Here is a 24,823-nt window from a genome sequence, read left to right as displayed (position 1 = left end):
CTAGACTATACAATTAATCAGTGATCGATTTCAGCCACATACGCCGCATAGGCTGCGGCATCGAGTAATTCCTCGCTCATTGCACTCGGACGTACCCGTAGCATCCAGCCCGTACCATACGGATCGTTGTTGATCGGTGATTGATCGCTCTCTAAAGCAGTATTAACCGCTACCACTTCGCCGCTCACCGGCGCATAGAGGTCCGAACTCGCTTTGACCGACTCAACTACGCCAAAACTTTCGCCGGCGGTAATGGTTGCACCGACTGCCGGCAGTTCTACATACACCACATCACCAAGAGCATGCTGCGCATAGTCGGTAATCCCGATCACCACTTCATCACCCTCTTGGCGCACCCACTCGTGAGTTTTGCTATACCGCAGATCGGATGGAGTATTGTAAACCATGTCGCACTCCTCTAGCGCTTATAGCGCGGCTTATAGAATGGCATCTTTACCACACGCGCCCGAACGGGACGTTCGCGGATTACAACATCGAATTCACTCCCCTCGCTACTCAGGTCGGTCGGCACATATGCCATCCCGAGCGGTCGGCCAAGGGTGGGGGAGGGCATGCCACTGGTCACAAATCCCACCGTTTCCCCACAAACCCGCTGCACCGGATAGCCACTGCGGGCAATCCCCTTTCCAACCATCTCGAACCCAACCAGGCGGCGACTAATACCGGCCGCTTTTATCGCCTGCAACGCCTCACGCCCGATAAAATCACCTTTATTCAATTTCACAACCCAACCCAAACGCGCCTCGTAGGGGTTAATCGTCTCGTCAATTTCATGACCGTACAGGGCAAGGCAAGCTTCAAAGCGCAAACTATCGCGAGCACCGAGGCCACAGGCTTGCACGGCGTTGCCACCGAGTGCCAACAGACCATACCAGAAACGTTCGGCGGATTGGGCCTCGAAAAAAATCTCAAAACCATCTTCGCCGGTGTAGCCGGTGCGAGCGATTAACGCATTTTGCCCGAAGATCGTCGTCATGGCAACACCGTGGAATGGCAACGAACCGATGTCTGCCGTCGTTGAATCTTCAGCACCGGCCAACAGATGCTCTGCCTGCGGTCCTTGGAGCGCTAGCATCGCCCACCGCTCAGAGCGATCTTCGATCTCTACTTCAAACCTGGTGGTATGCTGCTGCAACCAATCCCAATCTTTCGCACGATTGGCAGCATTGACCACCATCATAAACTCATCGGGCAAATGGTAGAGAAAGACATCATCAACAATTCCACCATCAGGCCGGCACAAAAGACCATAACTGGCATGACCGAGCGGAATTGTGCTCACATCGCACGTGACCATCCGTTGCAGGAACGCTTCAGCCTGCGGGCCGCGGATCATAAACCGCCCCATGTGACTAATATCGAACAACCCGGCTCGATTCCGCACCGCATGGTGTTCGTCGATGATACCGCGGTACTGCACCGGCATCTCCCAACCGCCGAATTCGACCATGCGCGCGCCCATTGCGAGGTGCGCGTTGTAGAGAGGAGTTCGTTTCAGCATACCCATTTCCGTCAACTATGAACGGTCTTCTTCCAACCCGGCGCGCACACGGCGCAACATTTCCCGACATGCTATCGCATGACGCGCTAACTCTTGGTCACCGCCGACACGAGCCTCGGCAGCAAATTCCCAGAGTGCTTGTTCGGCAGGCTCACTCAGCAAGAGTGGGTACTGCTCAAGGACGTGAACCATCGTCGCTTCATCCTCGGCGAGTAACAGCGCTTCAATCGCCGTCTCCAGATCGGCAGGCGATACAGTCGAAGCTCGCACTGTAGCCAGCGCCATCCGCCGAACTTCAAGGAGGTGCGCCATCTGCTCTGCTTCAGCGGCGAGGGCCAGCTCGATTTCGGCAGCAAGTAGCTCATCAACTTCAGGCTGTAACAAGAAAGGATAGCGAGCAATCACCTGTTTGAGTTCGGTATCACTCTGTGCACCGAGGAGCGCTTGCAATGCCTCCGGTGGGATCGTAGTGAGAGGGGCCGGCTCGCGCGGACGCTGCATATCGGTCAGCAACGCACGCGCGTTACGGAGTGCTTGGGCAATCTCCCGTTCGCCCTGCGTGTCGGCAACCTCGGCCAATTGATCCAATGTTGTGCGTGTTGCCGGTTCGAGCAATTCGGGATGGTCAACCAGTACCCGTTCAAGTTCGGCCGTTGTATCGGCTGCCAACAACGCCTCGACGGCGGCCAACAAGGGTGGTGGTTCGGTGACAGGTGGCGGTGGTGGTGGTGCAACAAGACGACGGCGTGCATCGAGTCGACGCAACAGATGGGCAAGCCCACTCATGTCCTGCGCAATATCGACATCGGCAAGATAGGGACGGCGCTGTTCGGGATCAATCGAACCGACTAAGAGGGCATGGAGATTGCGCGCTTGGTCGCGGATCTCATGATCGGCGGCACCGGGAGTAGGTGCAAACAACACACGACGAGCACGGGCATCGTGGTACATCAACGGTGCACCTGCCGGCCCACTCGCCTGACAGTGTGGGCACACCACAATATTGATCTCTTCGCGGCGGAGGGCAGCCGCCGCCTCCGGCTCCTCGTCGGCATCAACAATCAACCAGATGTCGGCGTGAAACTCACCGCCACAATGGGGACACGTCAATTGGGCCTGCTCGCGGTACGAGATGGGCATACGTTCTTGCACCCTTGCCAATCGGCAATACTTGCTCTCCGCTGTATTGTACCATCAGTCGCCACTCAGCATGATGTTACCGATTGGCATTGGCCGCCGCAACAGTGAGACGATAGCGATTGACGAACTCCGGTCCGGCTCCGACGAGACGTAGTTCGACGGTATAGCGACCGACTCGGATCGGAGTGAGTCGTAATCGGTCGATCTCGGTCGCAAGTGAGTCGGCGGGGAGATCAAGATAGCGCACCACCGTAGCCAGCTCATGATCGTCAGGATCGCGCAGGGTGATCGTTACTTGGGCACCGACGAGCGGTTGACGAGCATCGTTCACGGCGTAAATCGGTAGATCGACCGCTTCACCGATGGTAAATGAGCGCGGTTCGATTAACGTAAACACGTACTGTGGGCGGAAACTGTCGCGCAGCGCATAGTACGAACGTTTGGGAACCCGCCAATAATCGACGACACTCCACAGCACTGCCGGGTAGGGATCGACAAACAGAAAGGCAATAATTCCACCGGTCGGACGGTACTTGTGGTATCGTAGCCGGTCGATGTAAAAGCGGTTGAGTTCGGCCTGATAGTTCTGTGACATCTCAACGACTTCGGCCAGCGACGCAGCCTGACGCCACGGATACCACGCCGACATGATCTCAGCTTGTAAGCCATGACGCTCCACGAGACGAGCAATGGCCTGATCGTCGAGGGGATCGGGCATAAAGCGCAGACAACTCTCCAGATTTGGAAAACTTTGTGCCCCGAATTCGGTAACGAAGCGTAAATTACTCGGAAACCGCGCCCGCACCGCTTCCCCGTCGGCCAAGGTGCCGTAGGTGCGGTACCAGCCGAAGTAGGCATGCGCATCGGTTCCACTGCGCAGGTACGGCACGTCTGGCTCCCCCGATGAGCGCACGACCGGCCGTGTGGGGTCTTCTTCTTCAGCAATCTGCTTCAATTGCACATCCATCACATCGCGGTTCCAGCTAAACGTGAAGGCCGACTGATACGTGCGTAGCCGGGCAGCGAGCGATTCATCGGCGGTATCTTCAAGATGGATGGCCTCGTTGTGCATACACCAGATCGCGATGCTGGGATGATTACCAAGCAGCCGTACCATGGCGCGCACCTGATGGCGAGCAGCCGGGAGAACTTCTGGACGGTAGAGCCATTGCAGGGGAAAGTCTTGCCAGAGCAATATCCCCGCGGCATCAGCAGCATCGTAGAAAGCCGGGTGATCGATGTGAGCGTGAACGCGCAACATATTCATGTGGCAATCGCGGGCCAATGCGAGATCATAATCGGCGCGTTCACGGTTCATCGTCGCAATCCGCATATCGCCAGGTGGGTAGTTATTGCCTTTGACGAGAAACCGCTCACCGTTCAAATACGGGATCCAATCGCGCAGTTCAAAGGTGCGGATACCGTAGGCAAACGATTGCTCATCACTGAACAGGCTATCGAGCCAGATCCGCACCGTCACCTGATACAGATCGGGACGGCCAAGATCGTGTGTCCACCATCGGCGCGGTTCGCGGAGCTTGAGCAAACCCTGCACGGTTTGAACGCCACTGCGCAGTCGGCGTTGGATCACGGTCGTTTGCGTCTCACCATGGAAGGTCAGTGGCGTAAAGCTGATTTCACAACGGATCGTTGTCGCTTGGGCTGCGTCGAGATCGAGCGCAAAGCGCAATTGCGCAAGGCGGGCATCGCACTGCTCGGTACGCAAACGCGCTTGCCGCAATCGTACCGGCCCGCTCCGATGAAGTTCGACCGGCAACCAGATACCACCCGGGTTCGTCTGGGGATCGAAGCAATCCCAATGGGAAAAGACACCGGTGATCATCCGCTTGCCAACCTTATCGTGCTCGTCGGGGCAATCCAGCTCGATGAGTAGCGTATTGTGCGTTTGCAGGAACGTCGTTATCTCATGCTCAGTTGGTTCGAAGTAGCCTTCATGCGCACCAAAGTCGATCCCGTTGAAATAGGTACGACGATAGTAAAACGCACCGTTGATCCGCAACCAACGGCGCTCGCCTTCGATCCGGTCGTGAGGAGTGGGGTTGATGAAGCGGCAACGATAGACTACCTTGCCGCTATGGCTCTCGAGGCCGGGTAACTGCTGCCAGTGTGCCGGGACGATAGCCGGCAACCAACCCTGATCGTCCCGCGGATAGATACCTTGACTGAATTCGGTAAGTGGGCGAATCTGCCAACCGTCCTTCAGCGTCGAAAGGTACATAGGCGAATGCTTTGGTGAACGCAATGCGTCGTGATTTCCTCGGATTAATACGTATCAGTCTGGGTCAGCGCAAGCAACACCTGCCGATAGGTTTCGATCCGTTGGCGGCGCAATTCAGGGCGATGACCAAGGGTCAATTTAAGCGTCTCAACAATTAACTCGTATTGGTAGCCGGCGCAAATCAAGCGGTGGAGCAACGTTGCTATGGACCACCCGTACCACATACGGGCCAACTGTAAGCGGCTCTGTTGAAAGTGCCGATGGCGCCCAACCAACACCTGCTCGCTACTTTTGCCTTCGTGATGGATAATCACAGCGTCGGGCAAATACCAAATCTGACTACTGACTTCGACATGCTCAAGCTGTGAACGGTTTGGTGGGGGTGCGATGGCCGAGCCCTGTTGTAAACGCCATTGCCACTCTACCTCTTCACTATACATAAAAAATCGCTCGTCGAGCAGACCAGCCTTACGGATAGCCGCGGTCCGCACCAGCAACGCTGCGCCAACCAACCAACCCACGCGCTGGACACGATCGTCGGGTCGGTCGGCGCAATGGTAGAACCGCACCCACGGATTCGACGGCCATAGGCGTTCCCATGGGGTACTCTCCCAGATCATCGTCAGCGGAGTAGGAAACCGGCGTCGTGAGGATTGTACATGATGGTCGCTATAGCGGAGCTGTGGGCCAACCGCAATTGCTGCCGGGTACGTTTGCAGAAAGGCGACTAAGCGTGGAATGGCATCGGCTACCGGTTCGGTATCAGGATTGAGCAAGAGGACAAACTCCGGGCCACCATCTGGTCGGGATAGAAGCATACGGAGTGCCAGATTATTACCGGCAGCGAAACCAAGGTTAGCACCCGCCTCGATCAGATGAACATCTGGAAACTCACGGCGCACCATTGTCGGTGTATTGTCATCGCTCTTGTTGTCAACGACAATAATCTCGGCGCCTAGATGGGTAGTTGCCAATGATGCATAAACGGCCTGCAAGCATCTGCGCAGCAACTCTTTGACATTCCACGAAACGATAATGATAGCCAACATAGCAGGCTTGCTTAGTGAAGAAAAGCCCCGGCGGGGCTTGATTGTTGATTCTCGAATAACCTACCGAGCGGTGGTATCTATCGATAGATCAGATCACGAGAAACCTCGCTCCGCACTTGAATGACCGGAGTACAGTGTACCACAACTTACCCTGCGCTTTGACATCGCCCGTTCGACTCTTTATCATACGAATTACATCTCTTTGCACAACCTATGTCTTCCATTCACCCAGAGCGTGTATATAGCTTTGTTCACCGGAGTTTATGATGCATGTTGAAAACATCTCATTGTTGGCAAATTTGACCATAGCCCTCGTGACGGCCTTTGCCGGCGGCATTATTGCACGTCGGATCGGCTTACCGACCATTGTCGGCTACCTATTAGCCGGTATGGCGATTGGTCCATTCACACCGGGATTCGTTGGCGACGTGGCCGATCTCAGCCAACTCGCCGAAATCGGTGTGATCTTTTTGATGTTCGGTGTCGGGCTTCACTTTTCGTTGCACGATCTATGGGCCGTGCGGCACGTGGCCTTACCGGGAGCGATCTTGCAAATGGTGCTCGCCACCGGTCTAGGGTTTATCCTCAGTCGTTCTTGGGGCTGGGAACCGTTATCAGGGCTGCTCCTGGGTCTGTCAATCTCGATTGCCAGTACCGTTGTCTTGATGCGCGGGTTAATGGATAACGGTCTCTTAAGTACCAATGCCGGGCGGATCGCGGTCGGTTGGCTGGTGATGGAAGACATCGCTACTGTGTTTATTCTCGTGTTGCTGCCGATCATTTTTGGCGGGCGAAGCGAGCAATCACTGTGGTTGGCTCTTGCTTCGCTGCTCAAGGTGGCGGTGTTCGTAGCCGTGATGTTATTTGCCGGGCGTAAATTGTTACCAAAATTACTCGACGCGATCGCCAGTACTCGTTCACGCGAACTGTTTATTCTCGCTGCGGTAGCAATAGCGCTCGGTACCGCTTTCGGCGCGTCTACATTTTTCGATGTTTCTTTAGCGTTAGGCGCGTTTCTTGCCGGGGTAGTGTTGAGTGAATCACAATTTAGTCACCAGATCGGTGACGATGTGCTGCCTTTTCGGGAAACGTTTGCCGTGATCTTTTTTGTTTCAGTGGGGATGATTGTTAATCCGCTCTACCTCTGGGCAAATGCCGGGCAGGTAATAATACTTACAACCCTAATTGTAGTTGGTAAAGCCCTCATTACCCAACTGCTTGGCTTTTTCTTACCGGCCAGCGGGCGAACGATGCTCATAGTTGCAGCCGGTCTTAGCCAGATCGGCGAATTTTCGTTTATTCTGGGACAGGCGGGAATGCGGCTCGGCATCATCAATCAAGAACAGTACTCGCTGATTTTAGCCGGGTCACTGCTGTCAATTATGCTGAACCCATTGATGTTCCGCGCCATCAAACCGATCGAGCACATGATGCAACGTCTCTCACCACGCTTGTGGGAGTGGTTTGATCGTCACCCGTTGCAGCCTACCGATATTGCCTTACCACGCGAGGGACACGTGGTTGTGGTTGGGTATGGCCGGGTCGGCCAGCATATCGTGAATGTGCTCGAACGGTTAGGGGTACCGCGGTTGGTAATCGAAATCGATTCGGGACGAGCCGCCGAGTTTAATGCCCGGGGGGTACCTACCCTCTTCGGTGACGCGGCTAACTCTGATGTCCTGATTCATGCAGGTCTCGAGCGGGCTCGTGCGCTTGTCGTTACCTTGCCCGATGAGACGGCGACCGAAATGGTAGTGGCCGCGGCGCGCAAGATTGCCCCAAACCTCCCGATCATCGCGCGCGCGGCAACCACCAAAGGGGTCGGTCGGCTACTGAAGCTCGGTGCGCACGATGTGATCCACCCCGAACTCGAAGGGGGATTAGAGGTGATGCGTCATACTCTGCTCTCCCTGGGCTATCCGGCGACACAGGTGCAAGGCTATACCGATGCAGTGCGTCGTGATGAATATGATACTACCGTTTCGTCACCGGCAGAGCATCAAGCCCTTGATCAGATGGTGCGGGCTGCCCGCGGCATTGAGATTGTGTGGCGGCTGGTGAGCGAGCATAGTCCGATCATCGGGCAAACATTGGCCGAAGCCAACATTCGTGCTCGTACCGGCGCCTCGGTGATTGCGCTGATCCGTAACCAACAGTTGATCGCCAACCCAAAGTCGAGCACCGTCTTCCAAGCTGGCGATCTCCTCGGTCTGATCGGTGAGAGTGAGCAGATCGCCGCCGCCGAACAACTCATTTGTGGTACACCGGAACTGGCCGGTGTACCAGAGTAGATGACCGTCTGACCTACATCTCTGACCAAACCAATTCGATGGCGCCACTTCGACTCTGCTCGACAAAGAGGAGGACCTCGTTGTGGGTTGTTAACCACGAGACCGGCAGCTTGTAATCTTCTTGTGGCCCGATCTGCCAGAATCGACCGCAGTTTTGGCCGTTCAGCCAGATCTGGCCTTTGTCAAGGATACCGGGGCGTAACGCCAGCCGTTGTAACCGCGCCGGCAATTCGTCCCGGGCGAATGTCGCTTGGACGAAAGCCGGACCGGTGGGCGGGGCCGGTTGATCGTTCACCGTCACCCCGGCGCGAAAGCTCCAGCGTGCCGGAAGCGGCTGGGCGGCGTCGTAGCTTATCAACGTCGCCCGCCATGGCGCGCCGGCATAGTTGAGGATTTGCAATGCGAGCGTGTTCACCCCCGGCTGCAACAGGTCGGTAATGTCGGCAGCGATGAATCCGCCACTGCGATGACGGCTAAACCGTTCGACGGCAATACCGTTGACGAAGAACGCGCCAGAATTACGGTCACCGGTGATATGAACGCGGTATCGTCGTCCGGCTTGCACCTCGATGGGCCGGATAAGCCAAACCATCGGCCCGGCCCACACGAATCGTCCGAGATGCACGTTGTCAGCGTCGGGCCGCGCCGCCCACGGTTTGATGTTTGCCACCGCTTCACCGGCAAATTGCACCTCTTGCCAATAGGCTGCCCAACCTGCCGAAATGTCCTCTTGGCTGCCGGCGAGATAGAGCGGCGCAAGCAACCCTTTCCGCTCCCCCAAATGTAATCCGTAGTTGAACCGACCGAGATTATCGACGAGGAAGCGGAGATCGTGACGACCGGCGGGTAGGCTGATCGGTAAGGTATAGCGCGGTCCGCTCGGACTTACTCCCAATACACCGACGAAATCACCGTTTACCAGCACCAGTGCCCGATCGTTGAGAAGTGGCGCAGCGAGGGTAGTTGTTAGGGGCGTCGTTAGCTCAAGTTCGGCCCGATACCAGCCGTAACCGTAGAAACAACCGAGCTGCTCGAGTGCTACCGGCTCGGATATCGGTTGCCAACCGGTTTCGTCGGTGGCCTCGACAACGGCAAAGGCGCGAGTCGTGAGCGTGGTGCGGTGCAATTGAGTTGGTGACGGTAGCAGTTGACTTCCATAGCGTTCGGCAAGCGCTTGCGGTAATAACTCGATGAGGAGCGCATGATCCCCCCACGCGACCTCGATCCGGCGACCCTCTGCCGTGATCCAGTAATCGACCCGCAGCAGATGGTCATCTAAACCGACCCGAACGGTTACGCCGGCGTCGTGGGCATGGATGCCGTCAGGTTCCGTAGGCAGGCTTAAGAGGAGGGTCCCCTGTTCACCTTCGCGGCCATAGATGACAAGTGTGCCTTGATCAGGCCAATAGCCGAGAATCCGCCCGGTATGGCCGAGAATGACGATCCCGCTCTCACCGAGGGGGAGATTGGCGAATATCGGGCGGATACTGGTCGGCTCGACTTCAACACTGAGATGATCGCCACCGGGTACAAAGACCTCGTAGGTCACCGCTTCAAGGCCGGGATTGGCGAGAAACGTTGCGCAAAAATCGCGCCACGCCGGTGGCGCCGTCGGCCCGGCCCGCACCGTGCGATATGGCTGCACCCCGCCTTCACTCCGTCCGGCAATCGCTGCCGGCGGGATGACGGTTATTCCGCCAGGTACAGCCTCGGCTAGAACCCCTGACAATTCGGCGCCAAAGCAGCTCAAGAAGAGATGATGACGCCGCGCTACCAGTGCTTTTTCGGTTAGCCGACCGTATTCATCGATCGGTGCATCGTAGTCGTAGCTGGTTGTCATGTGGATCAGATCGCCACCGACAGTACGGCCACCCCAATAGCCGAAATTGGTACCACCGGCCCACATCCAATGGCTGAACCCCGCGCAACCGACCGCCGTCAATTGGTGCAGGAGCATATCCAGTTTGGCCGCCGACTTTCGGGTCTGGCGGTGTCCACCCCAGGTATCAAACCAGCCACTCCACAGCTCAGAGACGATCAACGGGTTATCGGGCCAAAGCTGTCGGGTCTGAACCAGCTTCTCGGCGATTCCGCTCCAGCCGTTGCGAAACTCAGGGTAGCCTGGTGTCGCCCCCATACAGGTGTATTGCGGCACTTCAATCCCGCGTTCCAATGCAGCACGCGCCAGCGTCTGCTGATGTTCGTCGGCGCCGTAGACCCCGGAAGCCCAATGCTCATTCTCGATTTGGCACAGAATAATCGGCCCACCACGGGTATGCTGGCGCGGCACGAGTATCGGCATGAGGGTATCAAACCAACGCAATACTGCACTCAGAAACGCCGGATCATTAGTGCGCAGACGAAGATCACCGTTGGCCGTCAACCACGCCGGCAACCCACCGTTCTCCCATTCGGCGCAGATATAGGGGCCTGGACGGACAATCACCTTTAGCCCTAAATCGTGACACAGATCGAGAAAGGCCGCGAGATCAGCTTCATCGGCAAAATCAAACACGCCGGGTTGCGGCTCGTGACGATTCCACGGGATAACCGTATCAATCGTGTTGAGACCGGCCCAGCGTGCTTGCTCGAGAAGGGCACGCCATTCGGCGCGTGGCCAGCGAAAGTAGTGAATACATCCCGATAAGAGATAAAAGGGGCGGCCATCGAGTTCAATACCCTGACCAACCCGAACGGTGGCATTCATAGCTCGCACCTCATACAACACATCGGCGCTTTCCGGTAACGCACAACACGGTAATCATGACACAGACGCGGGCAACTGTCGAGGTATTGCCCGCGTGGTTTCTCTGTACTCACTATATCGGTCGCTACTCGGCACATCCGTGGTAGCAACGTATCACGCTTGTCGCTCAAACAACGGCATCTGTTCAAGTGGAGCCGGTACATCGGTCAGCATTGCCGGCCCATGATGGATCGTATCATGCCAGTAGTCGCGCCACACACCGGATGGCAAATAGACATCACGGCGGCGCTGACCGGCCTGTACGACAGGTCCTACCAGATACCGTTCACCAAGGAGGAATTGATCGTTACAGCGTAGTGCATGTTCGTCGTGCGGTGTATGCCAGAAGAGCGGACGCACGAGCGGTGTACCGTCACGTAGCGTTTCATCGATCAGCGACGTGAGGTAAGGTGCTAGTTCGGTGTGGAGATGCGCATAGCGCCGGCAAATCGCGTCGACTTCCGCCCCGTACTGCCACGGATGCACACTAAACTGCATCGTCGGCAAGAGCGCACAGAGCTGCGTCCACCGCACCATCAGTTCACCGTCGGGAACTTCGTCTTGGTACGCATTGCCACCGATCATGTCGGGTAACACGAACGGATAACCGCACACACTTAACGTCAACGCCTGTGTTAAGACACTGTGGAGTCCATTGTCGATACCCCAGCGGCTCCACTTATCCCACTCGCGGAAGAGAATACCCCTTCGCTGACTGCGCCAGCCGGTGCGTACTTCAGTATACGCAAAGTGATCGGCAACAAATTCCGTGTAGCGGTCGGCGTAGCGACGACGTGGCTCGCGCGCATAACAGATGGCATCGGGCGGAATGAAGTTAGCTTCACCGGCATCGAACTTGAATCCGTCCACGCCGGTCTCGGCCTGCAACGCCTGCAACTCGCTCAGCCACCATGCCACTGCCTCAGGATTGGTCAGATCGAGCACACCACCATACCCTTGCCACCAGCGCACCAGGTACGGCGCACCGTTTGCCGGATGGCGGATCAAGTAGCCACGCCGTGCCGCTACCGTGAACGCCGGATCAGAGGGATCAAAGAAAATGGGTGTCCACAACGTTACTTTGAACCCAGCAGCATGCAGCTCATCAACCATCGCCCGTGGATTAGGAAACTTGTGCGGATCGAACACATACGCGCCGTACCCACGTTGCCAGCGGTCATCGATTTCGAGAACCGAGTACGGATAGCCACGGGTCACAATCTGAGTTGCAAAATCGATCACATCGTGCTGCGTCACCGCCATCTTATAATGGGCCCACGTCGTCCAGATCGGACGCGCAAAGAGTTCATACGGTGGTGCAGCACTGGGGCGTCCAAGCAGTGGAAGTGCGGCGGAGAAGGCTGCCGGTGCGTTGTCGGCTAAGACGACATGGACGGCAAGCTGTGGACCGGGAGCGGCGTAGCGTTCATCAAAACCGAGCGTCGGTGGCGGTGGTGCTTCGCGTGCTGTGATCCGCAACAGACCATCGCCGGCCCGATCCATCGTCACCGCCAACTCACCATCGTTCTCCTCGAGCAACAATGCCGCACCGGCAGCATTCAGCCAGAACGGAGTGGCAATGTTGAGCGTTCCATCATGCCCGTGATCAACCGGCTCAAACGGATCGGAGATAACCGGCGCCGCGTCGAGCGGCCAGTGCTGGAAGACACGTTCGCCCATGCCGTACCACGGCCGACCGGGATCGAGCTGCCATTCAATCCGTACTGCGTGGAGACGCGGTGGACCGGACCAGGTAAGCCGAAATCCGGTCGGCGTGACTTCCAGAGTAAGCCGAAGCGTTATTTCGGGTCGCGTTGTCGTATAGTGAATGCGGACGTGACGCTCGGTGCTATCGGCACTCGCCACACCCGTGATCGGGAAGTCGGTACCGTAGGCATGTGCCACTGCACCCAGACCACACAAGACCTTGCGCCCTTCCCGCCAAAAGGTCATAGACCCGCTACTATCGATCTGAACCCTTCCTCCTGAGCTATGGATCTCATACCGCATATCTATTCTCCATTGCAAAGTACCGGCGGGCATCGTTTGCGGCATTGTAGCATGAGCACTTCATTCGATCACGCCGTCTGCACGCCACGCCGCAAGCTGATCAGGTGCATAGCCCAGCTCGCGCAGAACTGCGTCAGTATCGGCGCCAAGCGCCGGCGGTGCGGTCCGAATGGTGGCCGGTGTCGCACTCAGCTTTGCCGCAGGACCGACCATCGGTACACCGGCTACCTGTTGAACCATCGCGCGTGCTTGAGCCTGTCGACTGTGTAGCGCCGTTGGAATATCGTTAACCGGACCACACGGCACATCGACGGCCCGCAGTCGCTCGATCCAAATCGCAACCGGTTCGCGCACGATCACCGCTGCAATCAGCGGCACCAGGACGTCGCGATGCGCCACCCGTGCCGGGTTGGTCGCGAATCGTTCATCACCAGCCCATTCAGGATGGTTTAGCACGGTGCAGAAGCGCTCAAACTGTCGATCATTGCCAACAGCGATCATGATGTATCCATCGGCCGCAGCAAATGGTTGATACGGAACGATGGTCGCGTGACCGTTACCGTACCGCTGAGGTGGCTTGCCTGATACAAGATACGCCGACGCGACATTAGCAAGCCAACTGAGCTGTACATCAAAGAGTGCGAGATCGATGTACTGCCCTTCGCCGGTCAACGTGCGATAGTGGAGTGCGGCGAGAATGCTGGTCGCCGCATACAAACCGGTGGTGATGTCAGCAACCGCAACGCCGGTCTTGAGTGGTGGGCCATTGGGTTCGCCGGTAATGCTCATCAAGCCGCCTTCGGCCTGGATAACCGTATCGTAGCCAGGACGATCTGCATCGGGGCCGTACTGACCATAACCGGTAATACTACAGTAGATCAACCCCGGATTCAACACCCGAAGATCGTCATACCCAAGACCCATCCGCGCCATTGTCCCGGGCAGAAAATTCTCGATCAGCACATCAGCTCGTTGCCCCAACGCACGCACAATCGCTTGACCGGTGGGATGTTTGAGATTAATCGCCACACTCTGCTTGTTCCGGTTGACGGCAATAAAATAGGCGCTTAGCCCGTTGGCAGCAAAGGGTGGTCCCCATTGGCGAGTCTCGTCACCGATGCCGGGTTGCTCAATTTTGATGACTCGTGCGCCAAGATCGGCGAGAACCATCGTTGCATATGGCCCGGCCAAAACCCGGCTGAGGTCGAGAACGAGCAGATCGGAAAGAGCAGCAGGCATACAGATCACCGTGATGTGTGTACAACGTAGCCGGCAGGTATGATACCATCTTCTGCAAACCGTGAACATGACCGTGAGGAGTCTACTATGACAGAGCGAATCGGCTTTATCGGACTCGGGATTATGGGTCGGGGTATGGCGGCCAACATCCTCCGGGCCGGGTTTCCGCTAACGGTATGGAATCGCACCCCAGAACGGGCCGATGAGTTTGTTGCCGCCGGAGCACAACTTGCCACGTCACCGGCCGATCTGGCGGCACGCAGTGATATTGTGATCAGTTGTGTCAGTGATACCCCCGATGTCGAGGCAGTCTTGTTTGGGCCACAAGGAGCCGTCGAGGGAGCACGTGCCGGGATGTTGATGATCGACATGAGTACGATCAGCCCCCAAGGCGCTCAGCAATTTGCTGCTCGGTTAGCCGAGCGCGGGATCGGTTTTCTCGATGCACCGGTCAGTGGCGGCAGTGAAGGGGCAGCTCGTGGTACCCTCAGCATCATGGTTGGCGGTCCTGCCGATTTAGTTGAACGAGCGATGCCCGTCTTTCAGGCCATGGGTAAGACCATTACCCACGTTGGTGGTCACGGGGCCGGTCAGACGGTAAAGCTGGTTAATCAGATACTGGTTGTCGGAACGATGCTGGCCATCAGTGAGGCGTTTGTTTTTGCACAAGCCAGTGGCGTCGATCTCGAAAAAGCCCTGACGGCTGTGAGCGGTGGCGCAGCGGGCAGTTGGATGCTCTCCAATCGGGGACCGCAAGTCATTCGGCGCGACTGGCGACCCGGTTTTACCATCGATCTTCAGCAAAAGGATTTACGGCTCGTGCTGGCTGCTGCCGATGCGGTCGGTGCTCCGATGCTGGTGACCTCCACGGTCTTCCACCTCTACCGTACCCTGCAAGCGGCTGGATTGGGGCACGAGGGTAATCATGCCTTGATCAAGGCGCTTGAACGCTTGACCGGGATTGAAGTCGGTCACCCACCGCATAGTGGACCAGATCAGGGCTAGCGGTACGCTTACTTTATCCGTAGTCGGGTACCGGTGCGCTGTTCCCACCCCCATACCAGGAGGTACAGCACGCAAGTCCCTGCCATCACCACATTAGCAAAAACGGCAGCATTGATGTACAAACCGGTTTGACCGATAATCCGTACAAGGTTGGCGGCGGGGGCCAGAATACCAAGGAGACCGACGAACGCCGCCAGCCATTCAAACCGACGAGGGTTCGCCGTGCGCTCAATCGCTACACCTAACCCCATCAACACCATCCCCAACAGTGCCGGAATTGCCGAGGTAGCAGCACCGGTGGCAATTACCCCACCGGCGCCAATGGTGAATAAAAGGATACCTGCTCCGATCGTGCTATTCATCGGCATACCATCACCTCTCAAGTGTCGTCATGCATCACGAATATACTACGGAGCAATTGTCGCTTTGGATGTCGGTTAACGGTTCAGACGTTGATGCCACTGATACCCAGCGAAGAGACCATGATCGCTCACGGCACGTACCGAATCATCGCAATTTCGTCGCACCGATCTTGTTTAAAGCAGGTCGAACAATCTTGCCAAATCTTATGGGGAAGCCGCAGCTTCTGATACCCAGCGAAGAGACCATGATCGCTTCCCTGGGCAATATCCCTCACGGCACGTACCGAATCATCGCAATTTCGTCGCACCGATCTTGTTTAAAGCAGGTCGAACAATCTTGCCAAATCTTATGGGGAAGCCGCAGCTTCGGTATCTCGCGAAAGCCAAGCGAGCTGAAAAAGCCGGCTTGCAAGGTAAGGGTAAAGAGAGTGGGAATCCCTAACTCAACCGCCTCGGTGAAGAGCGGCTCAACCAGGCGTCGGCCAATCCCGCGCCCCTGAAACGACGGATGGACGGCGACACTCACTACCTCGGCCAGATCGGCCCACGTAATATGCAACGCAGCGCAACCGATCACTTCTCCATCGATCTCGGCCACGTTAAAGGTACGGACGCGGTTATAAAGCTGGTCGAGCGTCTTTGGCAGCATATCACCACGTGCAGCATAATAATTAATGATTTCGTAGAGCCGTGGCACATCACCTACCCGGGCGCGGCGAATGGTCACGGCAGCGTCAGGCCGGCAGTGGATAACCGGCAAACTGACCGGCGGTGTATAAAGTGGGCTTGTCATACGTTTCCTACTACCATTTGTCTCCAAACGCGAACAATCTTACCCTTCAGACTCCAACATGGTGCGCCAGCGCCGGCACTGCTCACGCACCCGTTGCGGTGCCGTCCCACCGTAGCTTGCCTTTCGGGCTACACTACGCGCCATATCGAAGATGGCATACACACCGGCATCGAGGCTCGGTTCAACTGCCTGATACTCGGTAAGTGGAAGATGACGAAGGCTAACACCGAGTGTTTGCGCGCGCCGTACCAGTTGCCCCACCTTCCCGTGGGCAACCCGAAATGGTATGCCACGTCGCACCAACTCATCGGCCAGGTCGGTTGCGAGCATTGCATCATCAAGCGCCGCCGCCATTCGCTCAGGATGTACGGTCATGGTCGCAAGAGCTGCCGCTGCGACCTGTAAACCAAGGTCGAGCGTGTCAAAACTATCAAACAGCGGCTCTTTATCTTCCTGCATATCCTTGTTATACGTGAGCGGCAACCCCTTCAAGACCGTCAGTAAGGCCACTACATTGCCCAGCAAACGACCGCTCTTGCCGCGTAATAGTTCCATGCTATCAGGATTTTTCTTCTGCGGCATCAGGCTTGAGCCGGTACTGTAGGCATCGGCCAATTCGATGAAACCGAATTCAGCACTCGCGTAAAGGATAATATCTTCGGCTAAGCGGCTGAGATGAATGCCGATCAATGCGCAGATGAAGAGAATTTCGGCCACGAAGTCACGATCACTCACCGCATCGAGTGAATTGGCCGCCAATTCATCAAATTCGTCAAGCAGCTCGGTTAGTCGTTCACGCTCGATATCAAGAGCATTACCGGCTAACGCGCCTGCCCCCAACGGTAGTACCCGCATGCGGGTGATTGCATCGCGCAGCCGACTACGATCACGGGCAAACATCTCGATATATGCCAAACACCAATGACCGAACGTGATCGGCTGTGCGCGCTGGAGATGGGTGTACCCCGGCATCAACGTGTCGGTGTGCAGTTCGGCTTGTGCCAGCAATGCGAGCTGGAGATCGTGCAATCGTCGGTCGAGTTGGCGCGCAATACCGATGGTGTAGAGACGCATATCGGTCGCTACCTGATCGTTCCGCGACCGACCGGTATGTAACTTGAGTGCGGCATCACCGATAAGTTCGCGTAATCGTCGCTCCACCGCTGTGTGAATATCTTCATCACCTTCGGCAGGCACAAACGTCCCGTTCGCGAATTCGGCCCGCACCAGTTCCAGGCCCCGCACTAAGGCAGCATGCTCGTCTTCACCGATCAAGCCGGCCTGCGCCAGAGCGCCGGCCCACGCAATGCTACCGGTAATATCGACGTCGGCCAACCGCCGATCAAACCGGAAGGAATCGTTAAACCGGCGCATCTCGGCAGCCGTCGGTTCACTAAATCGTCCTCCCCAGAGCCGGTGTTCCATCTCTGTTACTCCTCGTGCATCACAGCGGTACTGTTGCTGTGGTTTGATGTTGCTCAACAGTTAACTCACAACGCACCAGCAACTGCCAGTAGTTACCCATAATCGTCCCCGCCAACCGCACTATCTCATCGAGATCGCTCGCCGCCAACAGGGCTTCGACCAATGGTGGCCAATCGCGTGGCTGTAACGCAAAGTGATAGCTTTCGACAAGCGCGTCAATATGGTTGTGGCTTGACCAGCGCCGATTGATCAAACACAGCGCGGTGTGCAACTCGGTGAGGAGGATTGGTACGAGCCATCTTACCTCACGTTCTTGCCGACGGGCTGCGGCAGCACGCAACGCACCATAACAGCCGAATGCCAATTGTGGCATGTGTGGCGCAATTCTGCGATAGAAATCACGCTCCGGCAAAGCACGTGCCTGCGCCAACCACGCTTGCACCCGGCTATCGTCACCAACGAGTACTTGGAGCCGCGCTAGCCACCCTAACCACTGCGGCCAACGCACGTCAGGTGTACGAACCACCGCTGTTAGTTCATCCGGCGTGATCGTGGTGACCGTCACGGTGATGCCCTGTACCAAAAAGCTCTGACACAGACGGGGCGGCGTGCTGATGACCAGCAACGCCAGCGGGTCGAATTCGTTTGGCAACGTCGCCGACTCGATCATCCCGGCCACGATCAGCCGCTCACCGTCACGTGTGGCAAGTCGGTGACACAGATCACGCGCGATCTGCTGGCGAACGACACGATCCATAGGCGCCCCTTCATTCACGTTCGATACTCGGCATTGATCCGCACGTAGTCGTAACTAAAATCGCACGTCCATACCGTTGCCTCCCCTTCGCCTAACTTCAGGTCGGCCTCAATCGTCACTTCTGGGACGTCAAGTAACGTATGGGCCGCCTGTTCGTCAAACGGCAGCGGTAAGCCGTTTTCCAGCACCCGCATACCGCCAAAAGACAACACGACCCGGTTGGGATCAACTGTTGCCCCCGAATACCCAATCGCACACAGCACTCGCCCCCAGTTCGGATCGGCCCCGAACAAGGCTGTTTTTACCAGTGGTGAACGCGCAATGGCCATTGCAGCCTGCTTCGCCTCCACATGCGAGCGTGCCCCACGGACGGTAATGGTCACAAAGCGGGTTGCTCCCTCACCGTCACGGACAATCGCGTGCGCAAGATACTGGCATACCGCTGTCAGACCGGCGAGGAAGGCAGTACCGGCCGGCGAAGTCAAATCGGTGATCGGCGGTGCGCCACTCATGCCGTTCGCCATCACCAAGAGCGTGTCATTCGTGCTGGTATCGCCGTCGATAGTAATACTGTTGAAACTCACTTCCAAGACCCGCCGCATCGCGGTATCGAGAACGGCACGTGGTACCGTAGCATCGGTTGTCACGACCGCCAGCATCGTTGCCATATTCGGGTGGATCATACCGGCCCCTTTTGCCATGCCGCCGATCGTTATCGTGTGACCATCGGGTAATGCCACGGTGACGGCACAGTGCTTCGGACGGGTATCGGTGGTCATAATTGCGCGCGCTGCCACCGTTCCGTGATCGGGACTGAGTCGGCGTGCCGCTTCATTGATCCCGCGCACGATCTTCTCCACTGGCATCGGTACGCCAATCGTTCCTGTTGACATAACGAAAGTACTGTTCATTGGCAGACCAAGTGCCGTTTCGACGGCACGAGCCATTGCCACGGCGGCCGCATCGCCATCAGTACCGGTACAGGCATTGGCATTCCCGGCATTAATCACTACTGCGCGTAGTTCGCCCCCTTGCGCCATCAGCGCCATGTCGTACCGTACCGGTGCAGCCTTCACCGCATTGGTAGTAAACACCGCTGCCGCTGTTGCCGGTACATCACTGACTACCAACGCAAGATCGTCGCGATGTGCGTACTTTATCCCACACGCAGCCACTGCTGCTTGCCAACCGCGCGGGCTTGTTACATGACCGTCGGCAAGAAAGGTGATCATGGTGTTACTCCTCGGTCGGCACCGGCGAGGCGGGATGGATGTCTTCCCAACGTACCGACTCGACGGCACCGATCCCTTGCAAATGGGCAATATCGTTGTAGGCGTTGAGTCGCCAGAGTCGCTGATTCCGTCGTTCTACCTGCTCCCACCACGTGATACTCGTATTGCGGGTGTAAAAATCGGTCGGTGGTACGACCAGACTCGGCATGCGGAAGAAGTGAATGAACGAGCAATCGATAACACCTCCGTGACAGACAACCACAATGGTTTTGCCTTCGTACTCGGTCGTTATCCGGGTGAGCGCACGACTCACCCGCAACGTAAAATCTCCCCAGCTCTCACCGCCGGGGGCCAAAGGACGCAGTGGGTAGCGATCAAAGTCGGGAACGCCAAAGCGGTCCCATGCTTCCTGATTAGTCATCCCATCGGCTTCACCGACCCGCAATTCTTGGACTTCGTCGTCGAACATGATCGGTAGGCCGAGCGCCGGTTGGATTATCTCGGCAGTCTGGCGGGCGCGTGGTAGTGTCGACGAGATCAAGACATCCGCCTTAATCTCACCACTGGTTGCCAACCGGTCGCGCAAACGTTCGGCTTGCACGATACCGCGTGGTGTTAGACCGGCATCACCGCGCATCCCGGCAACGATTGGCTTGATGTTCGCAACCGCCTCACCATGACGGATGAGATACAGATGGGTCATACGCCCTCACCTTCGTGATAACATAGAAGAAGCCAGCCTGCGCGCTGGCAGAGCTGGCCGAAAACGTTCCTTGCAGAGCAGAAGCGCAGGCGCGGCTAGCCAGATCGTGTTACTGGCTGACGCCGACGATGGCGCTCATGACGCGGGATCGAAAGGCTACAAGAGATGGGTATCACCGTTATCATTGCATTGTCACCCTCTCGCCTTGCAGTTGAATGCGCGCGCAGTATACCATAGTCAACGCGGGTATGCAATCGCTCATTATATCGGTTGCCCGTCGGTTATTGCTCGTTGGAGCGCATCCTGTAATGTGGCGAAACTCTGTACCCGGTCCAGATCAATCTGCGCTGCGACCAAACTTTCCGCGACTTCCGGCCTGATCCCGGCCAAGACCACCTTTGTTCCCATCAGCCGAATCGCCCGCATAATCCCTACCAGCTCACCGGCAATAGTATGGTCGATCACCGGCACACCGGTAACGTCGATGATAAAAGTGCGTGCTTGCATCGCCTGAATGGCGGTGAGTGCCTGCTGCTTGACCATCGTCATCCGCTGCTCATCGAGCGCGCCTACCAATGGCATAACAAGGGTGGCGTGGCTAACCGGTAACACCGGTACGCTTAAAGAGCGAATTACCTCACGCTGTTGTTCAAGGGCGAGGCGCATTTGCCGCTGTTCGGCCACTTGTGTTTCGAGCTGAGCTAATGCCTGTTGGAGATCGCGAGTACGCTCGGCAACTTCTTCCTCAAGTCGTTCACGAATGGCCTGAAGTTCCCGGTTACTTGCTTCGCGTTGTTGCAATACCGTCATGATTCGTTGATCGTTTTGCCAGATGAGCACCAACAATACGATCGTTGTTAACGTAACAAGGGCAATAAGGATTGGATTACGGATGGTTGGCGGTAGCGGTGTGTAGAGTTGTACATACACGCCGAGCGAAGTGAGAGTGATAGCTAATCCCACCATTGCGGCGCTTATGATCTGCAACGCTTTACGGCTGAGATACGGCTGCACAACGATGAGAATAATGACCGGCCCAAGGAGTAAAACCGGCAAGAAATCGGGCACCGCCAACACGTTGACAATGGCAAAGAGGGCTACTGCCGCGCAAAAGAGGTACACGGCTGCTGTCGTTGCGTGATGGGCATTGAGCCATCTCGCGTAAAGTTCGAGTATCAGCAGCACAATACTGCCAATTGTCAGCAACAAGAGTGATGGTGAAGCCGTTAAGAACCAGCCAACGGTATACACTACAACCGCCCCAACCGCCGTGAGCACAGCCCAGAAGAGGAATTGATGCAATTGACGGTTTTCGTCCGTCTGCTGCGGACGATGCTGCGTTGAGAGCATATCGCTATTCCTGTATCACGATCAGTTCACGTGAAAACGTGGTAAGTGAGCGACTCCCTTCCTCGGTAATGACCACGTCATCCTCGATCCGCACGCCGTACTGTCCTGGAAGATAGATGCCCGGCTCGATGGTAAAGGTTGTTCCCGGCGCCAGCGGTGTATCACTTCCGGCAACGATATTCGGCAATTCGTGGGTTTCCAGACCAAGACCGTGCCCGGTACGATGCACAAAAGCTGCGCCGTAGCCGGCAGCCTCGATCACACTCCGTGCGGCAGCATCGATAGATGCACCGGTCACACCCGGTCGGCAGGCTGCCCGAGCAGCCGTGTTAGCGGCTAACACGACTTCGTACACATGACGTGCGGCAGCCGTTGGTTCTCCGATGGCAATAGTACGGGTAATATCTGACTGGTAACCACGATAGACGGCGCCACAGTCGATAATCACCAGATCACCGGGCTGGAGGATGCGATCACTGTTTTCGTGATGCGGATTAGCAGAGTTAGGACCGCTCGCCACAATGTTGGTGAAGCTCTCACCGTCAGCGCCTGCTGCGATGATCGCATCATGTAACATCCGCGAGAGGACACGTTCGCTAAGACCGGGGCGCACCTGCGCCAAGAAGACGTGGAGGGCCTGTTCGACCATCGCTACAGCCCGTTCCATCAACGCCAACTCCTCCCCGTCTTTCACCATACGCAGTTCACCGATCAGCGGATCGATATTGACGGTTGGCAAGCCAGGCGCAACCGTTTCCAGCATGCGTAATGCCATGACCCGCATTACCGTATGTTCGATGGCAAGCGGCCGGGTAGGCGTTCCCGCTCCGAAAGCCGCTGTCATCCCCTCCGCCAAGGCATTCAGTGGCCCTTCAGCATCGCTCCACGCGAAGTAGCGCATAGCGAACGGCGACGTTGCACGCACACGCTCCAGCTCAAGCTGTGGCACAACCATCACCGGCGTGTCACCGTTGGCCGGGATCAGCAAGAGAGTTAACCGCTTCCCCGCATGAAAGCGCAGACCGGTAAGATAGGCAAGGTTCGTGGACGGCATCAGCGCCGCTCCGATCCATCCGGTTACTGCCAGTCGCTCTGTCAAGCGCTGAAGACGAATTGACATGCCAGACCTTCCTCTCGGTCAAAAAGACAACTGCCCGCGGGCTGCCAACTCTTGCGGTTGCAGAATCGCGTACAGCATCTCATTCACCGGTACCGCTACCCCAACCTCACGAGCCAACCGCACGAGTGCGCCATTTTGACTACCCAGTTCCGACGGTCGTCCGGCCATAATATCGCGTTGCAGCGAAGCAGTGCCTTCGTAGGGCATACTATCGATAAACCGCATCATATCCGATACGATAGAGTCGGGCATGGCAATCCCACGCGCACGGGCTACTGCAACCACCTCGCGCAGGCATCGCTCAACCAAGGGCCGCGTTTCAGGAAGCGAACGCCATACTCCAATCGGAGCGCGTGTTGCTGCCCCAAATCCACTCCACGCGCAGACGAGCATAAATTTCTGCCACATGGCTACATGGATATCAGCAGGCACATTACCCTGAATCCCGGCACTCTCCAGTACCGCCTTGATCCGTTGCAGGCGCGGTGTCTGCCGGTTATCAAGTTCACCAAAATCGATTGACGTCGGATGGACACCGGCATGGACGATCACTCCTGGCGCTTCGCGATAGGCAATAATTCGACAAAGACCACCTAAGACATGCTCACGACCCAGCACTTCAGCCAATTCAAAGGTTGCATCAACCCCATTCAGCAATGGTAACACCGCCGTCTCTACACCGATCAACGGCTTCATCGTCACTGCAACGTCGCGTACCTGCCAGCCCTTCACCGCCACAAGTACCAGGTCGACCGGCCCAACTGCTACCGGATCCGAGGTTGCCTTCACATCAGACACGGTAAAATCGCCGGCAATGCTGCGTATCTGCAAGCCACGCTGCTGCATCGCCGCTAAATGCTCACCGCGGGCAATAAAAAACACATCGTGCCCGGCTTGCGCCAGTTTTCCCCCGAAATACCCACCAACCCCACCCACACCGACAATTGCAATCCGCATACGATCAACTGTTGTCATAGCCTGCTATTGCACCTCAACCACCAATCTAAGCATTCCTAACCGTAATTCATCACCGTGCCGTACCGGCTCCGGCTGGCGCGGTACCAATGCACGTCCGCCAAGAAAACTGCCATTTGTACTGTCGAGATCTTCATAATAGACCTGTCCCTGCTGCACGAAGAATCGACCATGGCGACGACCTACGCCATGTTCAAGACCACCGTGCGCCGTCAGGTCAATATCAGGATAAAAGTTACTCACCGGATCGGCCCGCCCGATGAAAGCCTGTGCGGCTGCCGGTAACGCCAGTATGCTGCCATTTGCCAGACGTAGCCGCACCCCGGCCAACGAGGTTCGCACAACGGGTGCTACCGGTGGCGGTGTAGCTACTGGCGGCGCTGGCGGCGACGAAGACTGGATCGTCACCGGCTGCGGCGGCGGATAAGCGCGCTGTGGCGGCACACCGGGAAACGGTACATCTGGCGCCGGTACGCTTGTAACCGGCGGTGCTTGGAACAACGGTGCTCCACAGTTATCGCAGAATGCCTCGCCCGGAATGACACTCAACCCACACTGAGGACATGTCGTTGCACCGACACTTACCGGCCCACCTGTCGTCGTAACTGGCGCCGCCGACGGTGCTGATGTAGCCGATGGAGCCGGCGCCGGAATCAACTTTGCACCGCACTGATCACAAAAACGCGCGCTATCAGGATTCGCAGCACCGCACTGTGGACAGAATGGCACGACGCTCCTCCCTCGATATTCGTATGGTGTAGGTGGGTTCACTATAGCACAAGATTCACCGGACACAGCAGAAATGATGACACGACTTGCATAAGAAGGCAGATTGTGCTACATTATAGTGCAAAGTACGCCAAGC

At 56.8% G+C, this 24,823-nt stretch carries 20 protein-coding genes; 2 read left to right on the top strand and 18 right to left on the bottom strand.

Translation table 11 applies throughout. The features are described 5' to 3' along the window. Positions 1-17 precede the first annotated feature (17 nt). From gcvH to AC01ZF_RS12750, 5 genes are all read right to left on the bottom strand, one after another. A complete protein-coding gene (gcvH, locus tag AC01ZF_RS12770; protein WP_424675127.1) occupies positions 18-407 on the bottom strand; it encodes a glycine cleavage system protein GcvH in 390 nt (129 codons plus the stop codon). 11 nt (positions 408-418) lie between these two features. Continuing rightward, positions 419-1,522: a glycine cleavage system aminomethyltransferase GcvT gene (gene gcvT / locus AC01ZF_RS12765; protein ID WP_424675126.1), complete on the bottom strand. Its 1,104-nt coding sequence runs from the start codon at positions 1,520-1,522 to the stop codon at positions 419-421. 15 nt (positions 1,523-1,537) lie between these two features. Then, positions 1,538-2,662 carry a CpXC domain-containing protein gene (locus AC01ZF_RS12760; RefSeq protein ID WP_428112468.1) on the bottom strand — a complete coding sequence of 375 codons (1,125 nt, stop codon included), beginning with the start codon at positions 2,660-2,662 and terminating at the stop codon, positions 1,538-1,540. A 76-nt stretch (positions 2,663-2,738) separates the two neighbouring features. After that, positions 2,739-4,901: a glycoside hydrolase family 2 protein gene (locus AC01ZF_RS12755; RefSeq protein WP_424675124.1), complete on the bottom strand. Its 2,163-nt coding sequence runs from the start codon at positions 4,899-4,901 to the stop codon at positions 2,739-2,741. Between the two features lie 44 nt (positions 4,902-4,945). Next, the gene (locus AC01ZF_RS12750; RefSeq protein ID WP_428112467.1) at positions 4,946-5,950 is read right to left on the bottom strand and encodes a glycosyltransferase family 2 protein; all 1,005 of its coding nucleotides are present in this window, start codon (positions 5,948-5,950) and stop codon (positions 4,946-4,948) included. A gap of 263 nt (positions 5,951-6,213) precedes the next feature. Here AC01ZF_RS12750 and AC01ZF_RS12745 point away from each other — a divergent pair, with 263 nt between their 5' ends. Next, positions 6,214-8,241, top strand: a complete 2,028-nt coding sequence (locus tag AC01ZF_RS12745; RefSeq protein ID WP_424675122.1) for a monovalent cation:proton antiporter family protein — start codon at positions 6,214-6,216, stop codon at positions 8,239-8,241. 13 nt (positions 8,242-8,254) lie between these two features. Here AC01ZF_RS12745 and AC01ZF_RS12740 read toward each other — a convergent pair whose 3' ends face one another. From AC01ZF_RS12740 to AC01ZF_RS12730, 3 genes are all read right to left on the bottom strand, one after another. Then, positions 8,255-10,948, bottom strand: a complete 2,694-nt coding sequence (locus AC01ZF_RS12740) for a beta-galactosidase (RefSeq protein ID WP_476575395.1) — start codon at positions 10,946-10,948, stop codon at positions 8,255-8,257. Positions 10,949-11,101: 153 nt separating this feature from the next. After that, a complete protein-coding gene (locus AC01ZF_RS12735) occupies positions 11,102-12,997 on the bottom strand; it encodes a glycoside hydrolase family 31 protein (RefSeq protein WP_476575394.1) in 1,896 nt (631 codons plus the stop codon). Positions 12,998-13,057: 60 nt separating this feature from the next. After that, the gene (locus tag AC01ZF_RS12730) at positions 13,058-14,236 is read right to left on the bottom strand and encodes a CaiB/BaiF CoA transferase family protein (protein WP_424675119.1); all 1,179 of its coding nucleotides are present in this window, start codon (positions 14,234-14,236) and stop codon (positions 13,058-13,060) included. Between the two features lie 39 nt (positions 14,237-14,275). On the opposite strand from AC01ZF_RS12730, the gene AC01ZF_RS12725 reads away from it, so the two are divergent. After that, positions 14,276-15,241 (top strand): NAD(P)-dependent oxidoreductase, encoded by a 966-nt coding sequence (locus AC01ZF_RS12725; protein ID WP_424675118.1) that lies wholly within the window; start codon positions 14,276-14,278, stop codon positions 15,239-15,241. A gap of 8 nt (positions 15,242-15,249) precedes the next feature. Here the strand turns inward: AC01ZF_RS12725 and AC01ZF_RS12720 are convergent, their stop codons facing one another. The 10 genes from AC01ZF_RS12720 to AC01ZF_RS12675 all read right to left on the bottom strand — a co-directional run bounded on the left by AC01ZF_RS12720 (position 15,250) and on the right by AC01ZF_RS12675 (position 24,687). Then, the gene (locus AC01ZF_RS12720; RefSeq protein ID WP_424675117.1) at positions 15,250-15,609 is read right to left on the bottom strand and encodes a hypothetical protein; all 360 of its coding nucleotides are present in this window, start codon (positions 15,607-15,609) and stop codon (positions 15,250-15,252) included. 265 nt (positions 15,610-15,874) lie between these two features. Further along, a complete protein-coding gene (locus tag AC01ZF_RS12715) occupies positions 15,875-16,396 on the bottom strand; it encodes an N-acetyltransferase (protein ID WP_424675116.1) in 522 nt (173 codons plus the stop codon). A gap of 39 nt (positions 16,397-16,435) precedes the next feature. Beyond that, the gene (argH, locus tag AC01ZF_RS12710; RefSeq protein WP_424675115.1) at positions 16,436-17,821 is read right to left on the bottom strand and encodes an argininosuccinate lyase; all 1,386 of its coding nucleotides are present in this window, start codon (positions 17,819-17,821) and stop codon (positions 16,436-16,438) included. 19 nt (positions 17,822-17,840) lie between these two features. Next, positions 17,841-18,578 (bottom strand): hypothetical protein, encoded by a 738-nt coding sequence (locus AC01ZF_RS12705; protein ID WP_424675114.1) that lies wholly within the window; start codon positions 18,576-18,578, stop codon positions 17,841-17,843. Positions 18,579-18,592: 14 nt separating this feature from the next. Next, positions 18,593-19,810 carry a bifunctional glutamate N-acetyltransferase/amino-acid acetyltransferase ArgJ gene (gene argJ / locus AC01ZF_RS12700; protein WP_424675113.1) on the bottom strand — a complete coding sequence of 406 codons (1,218 nt, stop codon included), beginning with the start codon at positions 19,808-19,810 and terminating at the stop codon, positions 18,593-18,595. Positions 19,811-19,814: 4 nt separating this feature from the next. After that, complete coding sequence (locus AC01ZF_RS12695; RefSeq protein ID WP_424675112.1) at positions 19,815-20,513, bottom strand: histidine phosphatase family protein; 699 nt, start codon at positions 20,511-20,513, stop codon at positions 19,815-19,817. 261 nt (positions 20,514-20,774) lie between these two features. Beyond that, on the bottom strand, positions 20,775-21,863 hold the full coding sequence (locus AC01ZF_RS12690) for an STAS domain-containing protein (protein ID WP_424675111.1): 1,089 nt from the start codon (positions 21,861-21,863) through the stop codon (positions 20,775-20,777). Between the two features lie 4 nt (positions 21,864-21,867). Next, positions 21,868-22,983, bottom strand: a complete 1,116-nt coding sequence (locus AC01ZF_RS12685; RefSeq protein WP_428131645.1) for a M24 family metallopeptidase — start codon at positions 22,981-22,983, stop codon at positions 21,868-21,870. Positions 22,984-23,001: 18 nt separating this feature from the next. Then, on the bottom strand, positions 23,002-23,958 hold the full coding sequence (locus tag AC01ZF_RS12680) for a 2-dehydropantoate 2-reductase (protein ID WP_424675109.1): 957 nt from the start codon (positions 23,956-23,958) through the stop codon (positions 23,002-23,004). 6 nt (positions 23,959-23,964) lie between these two features. Continuing rightward, positions 23,965-24,687, bottom strand: a complete 723-nt coding sequence (locus AC01ZF_RS12675) for a zinc-ribbon domain-containing protein (protein ID WP_424675108.1) — start codon at positions 24,685-24,687, stop codon at positions 23,965-23,967. Positions 24,688-24,823 lie beyond the last annotated feature (136 nt).

Source organism: Chloroflexus sp., from assembly GCF_056331925.1.
Note: the sequence above shows the minus strand (reverse complement) of the source record. Positions and strands in the feature narration are given on the sequence as shown.